The organism is Streptomyces sp. NPDC037100, from assembly GCF_055606225.1.
On record NZ_JBVJSX010000006.1, the window covers coordinates 346,553 to 359,209 of the forward strand.

At 72.4% G+C, this 12,657-nt stretch carries 9 protein-coding genes; 5 read left to right on the top strand and 4 right to left on the bottom strand.

Going from position 1 to position 12,657, the window contains the following annotated elements:
* Positions 1–12 precede the first annotated feature (12 nt).
* Entirely contained in the window at positions 13–1,458 is a 1,446-nt protein-coding gene (gene lpdA, locus ACZ7EG_RS21835; protein WP_471081216.1) for a dihydrolipoyl dehydrogenase, read from the bottom strand.
* A gap of 85 nt (positions 1,459–1,543) precedes the next feature.
* Here lpdA and ACZ7EG_RS21840 point away from each other — a divergent pair, with 85 nt between their 5' ends.
* Positions 1,544–2,482, top strand: coding sequence for a LysR family transcriptional regulator (locus ACZ7EG_RS21840; protein ID WP_471081219.1), 939 nt, complete (start codon positions 1,544–1,546; stop codon positions 2,480–2,482).
* A 2-nt stretch (positions 2,483–2,484) separates the two neighbouring features.
* Here ACZ7EG_RS21840 and treY read toward each other — a convergent pair whose 3' ends face one another.
* A complete protein-coding gene (gene treY, locus ACZ7EG_RS21845; RefSeq protein ID WP_471081222.1) occupies positions 2,485–4,854 on the bottom strand; it encodes a malto-oligosyltrehalose synthase in 2,370 nt (789 codons plus the stop codon).
* 106 nt (positions 4,855–4,960) lie between these two features.
* A complete protein-coding gene (gene glgX, locus ACZ7EG_RS21850) occupies positions 4,961–7,102 on the bottom strand; it encodes a glycogen debranching protein GlgX (RefSeq protein WP_471081226.1) in 2,142 nt (713 codons plus the stop codon).
* Positions 7,103–7,281: 179 nt separating this feature from the next.
* Here glgX and ACZ7EG_RS21855 point away from each other — a divergent pair, with 179 nt between their 5' ends.
* The 4 genes from ACZ7EG_RS21855 (at position 7,282) to ACZ7EG_RS21870 (ending at position 11,780) form a co-directional block, all read left to right on the top strand.
* Entirely contained in the window at positions 7,282–8,127 is an 846-nt protein-coding gene (locus ACZ7EG_RS21855) for a Tat pathway signal sequence domain protein (RefSeq protein ID WP_471081229.1), read from the top strand.
* Between the two features lie 57 nt (positions 8,128–8,184).
* Positions 8,185–9,510 carry a copper amine oxidase gene (locus ACZ7EG_RS21860; protein WP_471081232.1) on the top strand — a complete coding sequence of 442 codons (1,326 nt, stop codon included), beginning with the start codon at positions 8,185–8,187 and terminating at the stop codon, positions 9,508–9,510.
* A gap of 102 nt (positions 9,511–9,612) precedes the next feature.
* Positions 9,613–10,854, top strand: a complete 1,242-nt coding sequence (locus ACZ7EG_RS21865) for an SAV2148 family HEPN domain-containing protein (RefSeq protein WP_471081234.1) — start codon at positions 9,613–9,615, stop codon at positions 10,852–10,854.
* Between the two features lie 131 nt (positions 10,855–10,985).
* Positions 10,986–11,780, top strand: coding sequence for an exonuclease domain-containing protein (locus ACZ7EG_RS21870; protein ID WP_471081237.1), 795 nt, complete (start codon positions 10,986–10,988; stop codon positions 11,778–11,780).
* Here ACZ7EG_RS21870 and ACZ7EG_RS21875 read toward each other — a convergent pair.
* Complete coding sequence (locus ACZ7EG_RS21875) at positions 11,740–12,603, bottom strand: phosphotransferase enzyme family protein (RefSeq protein WP_471081241.1); 864 nt, start codon at positions 12,601–12,603, stop codon at positions 11,740–11,742. The two genes, ACZ7EG_RS21870 and ACZ7EG_RS21875, sit on opposite strands and share 41 nt — an antisense overlap.
* Between the last annotated feature and the right edge of the window lie 54 nt (positions 12,604–12,657).

Sequence of the window (12,657 nt, forward strand, 5' to 3'; positions counted from 1 at the left end):
ATGGCTCTCCGCCTACTGCTGGTGCAGCCCTCGCCCCGCCAGGGTGAGGAACACCTCGCCGACCGCCTCGGACAGGGTCGGGTGCGGGTGGACGTGCCGGGCCACGTCGGACGGCTCGGCGTCCCAGCCGATCACCAGCTGGCTCTCGGCGATCATCTCCGACACGTGCGGACCCACCAGGTGCACGCCGAGCACCCGCCCGCCGGCCTCGGTGACGACCTTCACCATCCCGCCCTGTCCGTGCACCATGCCCTTCGCCACGGCCGTCAGCGGCATGGAGCCGGCCTCCACCTCGTACCCCCGCGCGCGTGCCTCGGCCTCGCTCAGGCCGACGGCCGCCGTCTGCGGCGACGAGTACGTGACCCGGGGCACGGCCGTGTAGTCCACGGGCGCGGACGGCATGCCCGCCAGCGTCTCGGCCACCAGCAGCCCTTCCGCGAACGACGCGTGGGCCAGGCCGGGCGACGGCGGCGGCAGCAGGTCGCCCACCACGTGAATGCCGGGCACAGCCGTCTCCAGCCGGTCCCAGTCGGCCGGTACGACGAACCCGCGCGCGTCCGTGGCGAGCCCCGCGGCGGCCACGTCCAGACCGTCGGTGACCGGGGCCCGCCCGACCGCCACCAGCAGCCGCTCGGCCTCCACCGTGAAGGTCTCGCCCCGGGCGGTGCGCACGCGTGCCCTCACCCCGTCGGCGAGGACCTCGGCATCCAGCAGGCGGGCGCCGGCCCGTACGTCGATGCCACGCTTCTTCAGCCCCCGGGTCAGATGCCGGCTCACCTCCGCGTCCTCCAGCGGCACGATCCTGTCGGCCGCCTCGACCAGGGTGACCTCGGCGCCCAGGGAGCGGTGGAACGAGGCGTACTCCACGCCGATCGCGCCGCCTCCGAGCACCAGCACGGACGCCGGGAGCCCGGGGGCGAAGAGGGCGTCGTCGCTCGTCACCACGCGCCGCCCGTCCGGCTCGAGCCCCGGGAGCGTGCGCGGCCGTGAGCCGGTGGCCAGAACCAGCCCGCGGCGCGCGGAGAGCTCATGGACGCCGGGTTCGCCCCGCACCCCCGCGTGGCCACCCGGCGTACCCGGGCCCGCCACCCGCACCGAGCGCGGCCCCGTGAGCCGCGCGTTCCCCGCGAGCACCCGCACCCCCGCACGCGCCAGATGCGCCTGAACACCCCGGTGGTTGCGGGCCACGATGTCGTCGCGGGTGGCCACCAGGGCGGACCAGTCGACCGCGTCCAGGGTCGCCTTCACACCCCAGCGTTCGCGGGCCTCGGCGATGCCGTCGACGAGTTCGGCCGCGTGCAGCATCGCCTTGCTGGGGATGCAGCCGCGGTGCAGGCACGTCCCGCCGACCTTGTCCCGCTCGACGAGCACGACCTCGAGGCCGAGGGCCGCGGCGCGCAGGGCGGTGCTGTAGCCGCCCGTGCCGCCGCCGATGACGATGACGTCCGGTGAGTCCATGGACTCAGCCTCCGCCCGGTCCTTGCCATGCGTCCAAGGCAATGTTCTTGTGGAACCGATGCAGGACGTTTATGGGGGAGGGGCCGTGAGCCTGCGCCAGATGGAGTACTTCCTGACGGTCGTCGAGGAGGCGTCCTTCACGCGCGCGGCGGAGCTCCTGCACGTCTCACAGCCCGCGCTCTCCCACCAGGTCAAAGCTCTGGAACGGTCCGTGGGCGGAGCCCTCCTGGAGCGCCTGCCGCGGGGGGTGCGCCTGACACCGATGGGGCGCGCCTTCCGGCCGCACGCCGAGCTCGCCGTGCGCAGCGCGGCCCAGGCCCGCCGCGCGGCCCGCGCCGCGGCCGGTGCCGAGGGCGGCGAACTCCACATCGCCGCCGTCCACTCCGTGGCCGTCGGCGTCCTCCCGGACGTCTTCGCCCGCTGGCGCGCCGCTCACCCCCGCGTGCTGCTGCACCTCCACGAGTACGCCACCTCCGAGGCGCTGGAGGAGCAGATCCTGCGCGGCACCGTGGATCTCGCCGTCGGCCCGGCGCCGGCCGACCCGCAGGGCCCCGTCGTACCGGTCGGCCAGGAGGAGATCGTCCTCGTGGTGCCCTTCGACGACCGCTTCGCCGGGCGGACGACGGTCACGCTGCCGGAGCTGGCCGACCGTCCCTGGGTGCGCTGCGCGATGGAGCCCGTCGTCCACGGAGAGCGTTTCCTCGACTGGGCGTGCGGCCGCGCGGGCTTCACTCCGCGCACCGCGGTGTTCACCGAGCACACCTCCACGGCGGTGCGGATGGCCGCTGCCGGGGTCGGCGTCTGCGCCGCGCCCGCCCACCTCGTCCGCGAGGCGGTCGGCGGGGGCTGCGTCGTCCTCACCCCCGACCCCGCCTGGAGGCGCGCCCTGACGGTCTTCTCGCGCCTGCCGCCGACCGGCGCGGCGGAGAGGTTCGTCGACCTGCTGCGGACGTCCTGGCCGCGCCCGCGAGCCCCTCTGCCGGCCTACGAGGACTGCCCGGAGGACGGCTCGGCCGTCGCCTGAACTCAGTCGCCCACCCTCTCCAGCAACGCCACCGGCAGCCCCTCGAACAGCTCCTCCACGCGCGCCTGCCCCGAGAACTCGCGCCCCGGCTCCAGCACGTCCGCCCAGCGGCCCGGCGGCAGCGGCAGCCGTGTGTCCCGCCAGCCGCCGGCCTCCGCGAGCCGCAGGGACAGGCGGGTCACGGCCGTCAGCACCTCACCGGAGCGGACGAAGGCCAGGCAGTGTGCGGCCGCCGGTCCCTCCGCCGGCAACGCCATGTACGTCGCCGTGTCACCGAACGCGCCGGGCCGCCGGGCCCGCAGCCCCAGCGCCGCCTTCGTCACCGCCGTCTTCTCCCCGGAGGTGTCTTTGCGGTCCGCGGGCGGGAAGTCCACCGCCCGCCGGTTGTCCGGGTCGACCAGCGCCCGGTACTCGGCCTCCGTGCCCTGGTAGACGTCCGGGACGCCCGGCATCGTCAGCTGCACCAGGGCCGTGCCCAGCACGTTGGCCCGGATGTACGGCGCCAGCGACTCGCGGAACGCGGCGACCCGCTCGCCCGGCGCCCCGCAGGGCCCGGCCGCCACGAACCGCTCCACCGCCTCCTCGTACGGCGGTTCCTGCTCGGTCCAGCTCGTGTACAGGCCCGCCTCCCGCACATGCTTCAGCAGCGCCCCCTGCACCCGCTCCCGCACCCCGGAAGCCGGCCCCAGCCCGAACACGGTCTGCCAGGCCGCCCACGCCAGCTGCGCGTCCGGCACGCCCTCCCCGGTGCGGGTCACCTCCGCGAGCACGTCCGCGAAGCGGTCCGGGCACTCGGTGAGCACGTGCAGCGCCGCCCGGACGTCCGCACTGCGCTTGGTGTCGTGCGTCGTCGCCACCGTCCCGGTGACGGGCCAGTCGCGCTGCACACGCGCGCAGTACGCGTGGAACTCCTCCGGCGACAGCGCGGGAGCGCCGGGGTTCCCGCCCACCTCGGTCGCCGACAGCAGCGGCACGTACCGGTAGAACGCCGTGTCCTCCACGGACTTGGCCCGCAGCGCCGAGGAGGTCTGCGCGAACCGCGTCCGGAACTCCAGATGGGCGGGCTCGTCGCCGTACCGTCCCAGCACCAGGTCCCGCACCACGTCCACCGCACCGGCCTCCTCGGGCACGGCGAAGGCGTGCCGGGCCTCGGCGGCGGCCTCCTCGGTGACCACGGACGCCGCGTCGGAGGACTCGTAGGGCCGGTAGACCTCCATGCGGACCAGGAGCTCCTGGAGCGCGGTGCGCAGCGCCCAGGGGGCCCGGTCGCGCAGGGCCGGCTCCGGGGAGGTCGCGCACAGCCGGCCGGCCACCCGGGTGAGCCGGTCGGTCTCGGTGGCCAGCTCGTGCGTGAGGACCTTGTACGCCGCCCTGCGTACCGTCGCCTCCCACTGCCCGCCCCGGTCCGTCTGCGGAGCCGCGAAACGCCGGTACCGCCCCAGCAGGTCCCCGAAACCCGCCGGGTCCGTGAACACCCCGTCCACGTGCCGCAGGGCGTCGTAGCCGGTGGTCCCCGCGACGGGCCAGGACGCCGGCAGCCGCTCGCCGTCGGCGAGGATCTTCTCCACGACCGTCCAGCGGCCCCCGGTCGCCTCGTGCAGCCGCCGGAGGTAGCCGTCGGGGTCGGCGAGCCCGTCGGGGTGGTCGATGCGCAGCCCGTCGATCACGCCCTCGTGCAGCAGCCCGAGGATCTTGTCGTGGGTGGCCTCGAACACCTCCGGGTCCTCCACCCGCACCCCGATGAGCTCCGAGATGCTGAAGAACCGCCGGTAATTGAGCTCGGTCCGGGCCAGCCGCCACCACACCGGGCGGTACCACTGCGCGTCCAGCAGATGCGGCAGCGGCAGGTCCTCGGTGCCCTCGCGCAGTGGCAGGACGTGGTCGTAGTAGCGCAGCACGTCACCGTCGACGCGCAGCTCGTCGAGCACTTCGGCCAGCGGCCCGCCGAGGACCGGCAGCAGCACCTGCCCGTCCTGCGCCTCCCAGTCGATGTCGAACCAGCGCGCGTACGGCGACTTCGGGCCCTCGCGCAGCACCTCCCACAGGGCGCGGTTGTGGCGCGGGGCCATGGCCATGTGGTTCGGGACGATGTCCACCACCAGGCCGAGACCGTGCTCGCGCGCGGTGCGGGCCAGCGCCCGCAGCCCCTCCTCGCCGCCCAGTTCCTCGCGCACGCGCGCGTGGTCGACGACGTCGTAGCCGTGCGTCGAGCCCGGCACCGCCTCCAGGACGGGGGACAGGTGCAGGTGCGAGACGCCGAGCGAGGCCAGGTACGGCACGACGGCCGCGGCTGCTCCGAACGGGAACTCGGGCTGCAGCTGCAGCCGGTACGTGGCCGTGGGCACCACCGGGTCAAGTCGCTCAGGTGTCATGGAGACGTACGTACCCGCCCTGCCGCCGTTCGTGTCATCCCCCGCGCCAGGTGCGCCGCGCGTCGCCCGGACGAGTGGTGTTCCGGACGACGCGCGCGCCGGGCGATCACACGGGCCGCTGGAGCACCGTCATGCTCCGGTCCGTCAGGGTCAGCCGGTCCCCGGCCTGCACCTTGGCGCCGGTGTCCGAAGGCACACCCTCCGGGAGGGCGGTGTCGACCACGACCTCCCACTGCCGCCCGTGGTTGACCGGAACCACGAACTCCAGCGGCTTCGGCGAGGCGTTGAACATCAGCAGGAACGAGTCGTCGGTGATGCGCTCCCCACGCGCCCCGGGCTCGGAGATGGCGTTGCCGTTGAGGAACACGGTCAGCGCCGAGGCCTGCGCCGAGTCCCAGTCCCGCTGGGTCATCTCCCGACCGTCCGGGGTGAACCAGGCGATGTCGGACAGGTCGTCGTGCGTGCCCTCCACGGGCCGTCCGTGGAAGAAGCGCCGCCGGCGGAAGACCGGGTGGTTGCGGCGCAGCCACACCATGGCACGCGTGAAGGCCAGCAGCTCCGTGCTCGCACCGCCCGCGGCGTTCTCGGCATCGTCGGCGTTCTCGGGCCACTCGACCCAGGACAGCTCGTTGTCCTGGCAGTAGGCGTTGTTGTTGCCACCCTGGGTGCGGGCGAACTCGTCGCCGTGGCTGATCATGGGCACGCCCTGGGACAGCATCAGCGTCGCGATGAAGTTCCGCATCTGCCTCGCCCGCAGCCGCAGCACGTCCGGGTCGTCGGTCTCGCCCTCGGCGCCGCAGTTCCACGACCGGTTGTGGCTCTCGCCGTCCCGGTTGTCCTCGCCGTTGGCCTCGTTGTGCTTGTCGTTGTAGGCCACCAGGTCGTGCAGGGTGAAGCCGTCGTGGCAGGTCACGAAGTTGATCGAGGCCAGCGGGCGCCGCCCGTCGTCCTGGTACAGGTCGGACGAGCCGGTCAGCCGGGAGGCGAACTCCGCGAGGGTGCGCTGCTCGCCCCGCCACAGGTCGCGCACGGTGTCGCGGTACTTGCCGTTCCACTCGGTCCACAGCGGCGGGAAATTGCCCACCTGGTAGCCGCCCTCGCCCACGTCCCACGGCTCGGCGATCAGCTTGACCTGCGAGACCACCGGGTCCTGCTGCACCAGGTCGAAGAACGACGACAGCCGGTCCACCTCGTGGAACTGCCGGGCCAGCGTCGCCGCCAGGTCGAAGCGGAACCCGTCGACGTGCATGTCCGTGACCCAGTACCGCAGCGAGTCCATGATCAGCTGGAGCACATGCGGGGACCGCATGAGCAGGGAGTTTCCGGTCCCTGTCGTGTCCATGTAGTAGCGGGGGTCGTCCGTCAGCCGGTAGTAGCGCGAGTTGTCCAGGCCCTTGAACGACAGGGTCGGGCCCAGGTGGTTGCCCTCGGCGGTGTGGTTGTAGACCACGTCGAGGATCACCTCGATCCCCGCCTCGTGCAGCGCTTTCACCGCCGACTTGAACTCCAGCACCTGCTGGCCCCGGTCGCCCCAGGACGCGTAGGCGTTGTGCGGGGCGAAGAAGCCGATGGTGTTGTAGCCCCAGTAGTTGTTCAGGCCCATGTCGACCAGTCGGTGATCATTCACGAACTGGTGTACGGGCATCAGCTCAAGGGCCGTGACCCCGAGCTCCGTGAGGTGCTCGATGATCGCCGGGTGCGCGAGAGCCGCGTAGGTGCCGCGCAGCTCCTCCGGGAGACCGGGGTGGCGCATGGTGAGGCCCTTGACGTGGGCCTCGTAGATCACCGTGTGGTGGTACTCGGTGCGCGGGCGCCGGTCGTCGCCCCAGTCGAAGTAGGGGTTGACCACGACCGACGTCATCATGTGCGGCGCCGAGTCGAGATCGTTGCGCCGGTCGGGATCGTCGAAGTGGTAGCCGTAGACCTCCTCGCCCCAGTTGATCGAACCGCTGATCGCACGCGCGTACGGGTCGAGCAGCAGCTTCGCGGAGTTGCAGCGCAGCCCGCGCTCCGGGGCGTACGGGCCGTGCACCCGGAACCCGTACCGCTGCCCCGGCATGATGCCGGGCACGTACGCGTGCCGCACGAAGGCGTCGCTCTCCCGGAGCTCGATCGCCGTCTCCGAGCCGTCGTCGTGCAGCAGACACAGCTCTACTCGGTCCGCGGCCTCCGTGAAGACCGCGAAGTTGGTACCGGCGCCGTCGTACGTGGCACCGAGTGGATACGCCTCGCCAGGCCAGACCTGCATGGATACGACTCTTTCAGGTGTGCGGCGCCGGTGGGGACGCCTTGGTCCCGAGTCTCCCCGAAAGTGAGGGAACCTCCTATGACTTATCTCCCTCTTACCGAGTGACCAGTGCATACGCGGTATGCCAAACCAATGGGGCTGACACATACTCCCGGGACTTGGGGGAGTAGGGGGAAGACGTGCGCAACATAGTGCACCGCCACCTGGGCAAGATGGTGGCCGGTACCGCCATCGCGGTGGCAGGGACCGCCGTGATGGTGGCGGTGACCCTGCCGGGTACGGCGGGGGCGGACGACAGCGGGACCCGGGCGGGGCGCTCCGCCCCGCAGGAGGCCGGAGCCGCGGGGACGGGCGCCGCGGGGACGGGCGCCGCGGGGGCGGGCGGCCGGGCCGTGGCGCCGGGTGTCGTCGAGGCGGCCCCTGCCGAGGGGCAGAAGGGCCAGGGCCGTGATCCGCTGACCGACGACGAGCTGCAGCGGGTCGAGAAGATCGCCCTCAGCCGGCAGCTGTTCCAAAGCAGCGAGAGCGTCGACGGGGAACGCGGTCCTGAGCGCCTCGGGGTCGACCTCGCCGAACCGGAGGCCGACGAGGCCGGCCGGCCGGACGCGCCCCGGCGCGCCGACGTGACCTTCTACGACTACCGGGACGACACCCTCGTCACCCGGACCGTCGATCTCGGCACCGGCAAGGTGGTGCACACCGGCACCCAGCGCGGCGTCCAGCCGCCGCTGAGCCGCGCCGAGAAGGCCGAGGCGGCCGGCCTCCTGATCGCCGACCCGCTCGGCTCGGGCCTGAAGGCCGACTACCAGGACGCCACCGGCAAGGCGCTCACCTCCCCGGACCAGCTCCAGCTCAGCGGAGCCGTCTACCGGGCCGCGCCGGGCGCCCAGCCCGCCGTGCTCGACCGGTGCGGAGAGCACCGCTGCGTCCGGCTGTTCCCGAAGGTCAAGAACGGCCCGTGGGTCGACGCCAGGTCGCTGGTGATCGACCTGAGCGCCCGCAAGGTCGCCCGGCTCGGCCACTGACCCGCCCGCTTCACTCACCGTCCACCTCGCTCCTCCTCGTCAGGGAGTCATCTCGTCATGCGCGTGAACAGAAACAGCAAGGCCCGCACTCGCACGGCCGTGGGCCTGACCGTGGCCGCCCTGGCCGCGGGCGCCACGGCCGGCGCGGGCCCGGCCACCGCCCAGCCGAAGGCCGCCCCGGCCGCGCCGCCCGCCGCCGACTGCAGCGCCGCCTACCGCGTCGAGCAGAAGCTCTCCTCCGGCACCACCTGGCGGATGTGCTGGCGCTACGACGGCAAGGCCGGCCTCGTGCTGGAGAACATCTCGTACCAGCCCAAGGGCGAACCCAAACCGATCAAGGTCCTCAACAGCGCCCGCCTCGGCCAGATCCACGTCCCCTACGACGACGGCAAGGTCGAGTACGACGACCTCACCGGCTTCGACTTCGCCCAGGGTCTGATGAACCTGGCGTCCAGCGAGTGCCCCGGCGGCACCATCAAGACCGTCAAGGTCCCGGACTCCTGGAACGAGGACCCGAACGTCAAGGGCCTGTGCACCACCACCCGCTCCCGCGGCCACGCCTACCGCATGCAGGGCGACACCGCGAACAAGGTCTTCCAGGCCGAGGGCAAGGACCTCCTCGTCTACACGGTGAACCAGGTCGGCTGGTACGAGTACATGACCGAGTGGCGCTTCCAGGACGACGGCACGATCACCATGAACGTCGGCGCCACCGGCAGCCTGTCCTGGGACGACTACGACGCCGGTGACGGCCGCGGCTGGCCGATCGGCAAGGGCGCGAGCGCGGCCAAGGCCACCAGCCACAGTCACAACGCCTTCTGGCGGCTCGACTTCGCGCTCGACGGTTCCACGAAGAACACCGTCGAGCAGTACGACTCCACCGTCACCGCGCCGACCCGGGGCCAGCGCGCGCCCACCACCAAGACCACCCGCACCAAGGTCGCCAAGGAACTGGCCGGAGACAGCAAGAGCTACCGCTGGTGGCGCGTGGTCAGCGCGACCGGCAAGAACAAGGACGGACACGCGCGCTCCTACGAGATCGTCCCCGGACCCACCACCAAGTACCCGGGCCGCAGCTACACCAAGCACGACGTGTACGTCACGCAGTACAACAAGTGCGAACTGTTCGCCAGCAACAACCCCGGCAACTGCGGGGCGGGCGCCGGGAAGTCCGTCGACAAGTGGGTGAACGGACAGGCCCTGACCCACCCGGTGGTCTGGACGAACATCGGCTTCCACCACATAGCCCGGGACGAGGACCAGCAGCCCATGCCCGTCCACTGGCAGGGATTCTCCATCGTCCCGCGCGACGTCACGGCCATGAATCCGCTCACTCCGGACGAGCTCGGCTGGCAGAACGGGCACTGGCGGCCCCGGGGTTGAGAACTACCCTGCCCATCCGGCTGCACCGCCGACCGCTCCCGGAGTACCCTTCCTTGATCGTTGACAAGGGCAGTGTGCGGGGGAGCGGAAGGCGGTGCGCGGGTGGGCTCGGGAGGGCTGGAGCTGCCCCCTGGTGACGAGGGTCACGAGGGGAACTCCGCAGACGTCCCGACCGGTGCCGTGTCCCTGGCGCGGCCGATGGACGCGACGGGCTCGATCGGCCCGGAACTGGACTGGGACGCCGAGGCCTGGCGCGAGGTGCGCACCCGCGCCCAGCGGGCCGGCCGGGCCTACATCTGGCTGAACCTCGTCGAACAGCGGCTGCGCGCGGTCGTCGCCGCCGTGCTGCGGCCCGTCTACGAACCCGTCCACGGCGAGGACTGGGTGGTGGCCGCCGCCGGACCGGCCGGCCAGGAGTGGGTGCAGCGCGCGGTGGCCGTCCGCGAGGTCAGCCGCCGCAAGGGCTATCTGCTCGACCCGGCCGACGACAACGTCCTCTCCTTCCTCACCCTGCCCCAGCTGCGCGAGCTGATGGTGCAGCACTGGCCCTGCTTCGAGCCGTACTTCGACGACCGCCGGGACGTCGAACTCGCCCTGGACGAGCTGGAGGTCACCCGCAACGTCGTCTCCCGCAACCGGGCCCTGTCCGAGGCCGTGCTCAACCAGGCCGAGCGGGCCTCGGCACGGCTGCTGGAGATGCTCGGCGCCGGCGGGGACGTGCCGTCCGCGCGCCGGCTGCCCATCGACGCGGTCGAGGACCTGGTCGGCGACCGGTACGCCGACGTGGTCGCCGTGCACTCGGACCGGGTGCGGCTGATGCGGCAGTTCCCGGCCGAGGACATCTTCGGCGGCGCCCGTCGTCTCGACGCCATCGGTATCGGCCTCAACCTGCTCGTGCAGAACTTCTCCGGCCGGCGTCTGGTGCGGCTGGCGGAGTCCGGCTGCCGGGTCAGGCTGCTGTTCCTCAACCCGGCCTCCAGCGCGGTCAAGCGCCGCGAGCGCGAACTGGGCATCAAGCGCGGCGAACTCAGCCGGGCCGTCGAGATGAACATCCTGCACATGCGCCGGGTGCGTGCCCGGCTGCGCGACCCCGGCGCCTTCGAGATCCAGGTGTTCGACGAGACGCCCCGCTTCACGGCGTACCTGGTGGACGGCGACGGCGCGGACGGCATCGCGGTCGTGCAGAGTTATCTGCGCCGCACCCGGGGCATGGAGGCACCGGTGTTCGTACTGCGCAACGGCAGCAAGGTGGTGAAGTCGGGCGAGGTGGATGAAAGCGGCCTCTTTCCCACCTATCGCGAGGAGTTCGAGGTGATGTGGGCGGATTCGCGGCCCGTGTCATGAACTGCACCCCGGTGCGCGGTGGTTCTCCGGCCCGCCGCCGGGCATGAGCGGAACGCGATCCTCTGATTGTCAGTGGTGCATGCGAAGGTGGGGACCACTGGGGGAACGCACCACAAGAAGGGGGACCGCCCATGGGCTGGCACCGGGAGCTGCTGGTCGGCTTCGACCTGGAGACGACGGGTACGGATCCGCGCGAGGCGCGCATCGTCACGGGGGCCGTGATCGAGGTCAGGGGCGCGGAGCCGATCGGGCGCCGTGAGTGGCTGGCCGACCCGGGAGTTCCGATCCCCGAGGAAGCGGTGGCGGTGCACGGCATCAGCAACGAGCGGGCGGCGGCCGAGGGCAGACCGGCCGACCAGGTGGCGGACGCCCTCGCCGACGTCCTCACCTCCTACTGGAAGACGGGCGTACCGGTCGTCGCCTACAACGCGACCTTCGACCTCACCCTGCTCTCCGCGGAGTTGCGGCGCCACGGGCTGCCGTCCCTGCGGGAGCGCCTGGGCGGCGTGGACCCGGCCCCGGTCATCGACCCGTACACCATCGACCGCTGGGTCGACCGCTATCGCCGCGGCAAACGCAACCTCGAAGCGGTCTGCGCCGAGTACGGCGTCGTCCTCGACGCCGCCCACGACGCCATGGCCGACGCCCTGGCGGCCGCCCGCCTGGCCGGGGCGATAGCCGACCGCCACCCCAAGATCGCCGGCCTCGGCCCGGCGGCCCTGCACCACCGCCAGATCGAGTGGTACGCGCAGTGGGCGGCGGACTTCCAGAGCTTCCTGCGCGGCAAGGGCGATCCCACCGCCTCGGTCGACGGGGCGTGGCCGCTGCGGGAGTTGGCGGACGAGCCGGTCCGAGGCGGCGGTCAGGCGGCCAGGCGCCAGTCGGTCAGAACGGATACCATCGCACCGTCTCGTCCCCGTCCCTGAGGGACCTCACCCGCCGCTCGAACTCGGCCAGCGCCTTGGGGTTGCTCGGCGCATGCTGGGCGACCCACGCACAACTGGCCGTCTCCCGGGCCCCGCGCAGCACACCACAGCCCTCCCAGCCGCGTACGTCCCAGCCGTAGGTCCGCGTGAAGGAGGCGTACGCCTCGTCCGGCATCCCGTACCGGTCGTGGGACAGCGCCATCACCACGAGATCGTGCTCCCGCAGGTCCGCGGACACCGTCTCCAGGTCCACCAGCACGGGCCCGTCGGGTCCGACGTGCACATTGCGCGGCAGCGCGTCCCCGTGGATCGGCCCCGGCGGCAGATGCGGTGTGAGCGCGGCGGCCTGAGCGGCGAACCCGTCGCGCCGCTCCCGCAGATACGCCGCGTCCGCGGGGTCGATCGCATCCCCGGCGAGCCGCAGCCACCGCTCCACACCGCCCAGCAGATCGCGGGGCGGGAGGTCGAAGGGAGGAAGAGGCACGGCGTGCACGACCCGTAGCAGTTCGGCCAAGTCCCGCGGCTCGGCGGGCCGCACCGCGTCCGGCAGCCGGTGCCACACCGTCACCGGATGCCCGTCCACCAGCAGCGCCTTCGGCTCGGCCGCCCGCACGGCCGGCACACCCGCCTCGGCGAGCCATTCCGCGACCTCCAGTTCGCGACGCGCCCGGTCGAGGAGTTCGGCGTCCCGGCCGACCTTGACGACCAGGTCACCGGCGGCGAACACCGCGTTCTCGCCCAGAGCGAGCAGCCGCGCCGCCCCGGCCGCACCGGGCAGCACCCCCGCCGCGTCCAGTACGTCCCGCGCCCGTGCCTCGTCCATCGTCCGCCTCCGTCGTCCACGCCTCGACCGTCGGGTTCCGGCCATCCACCGGTC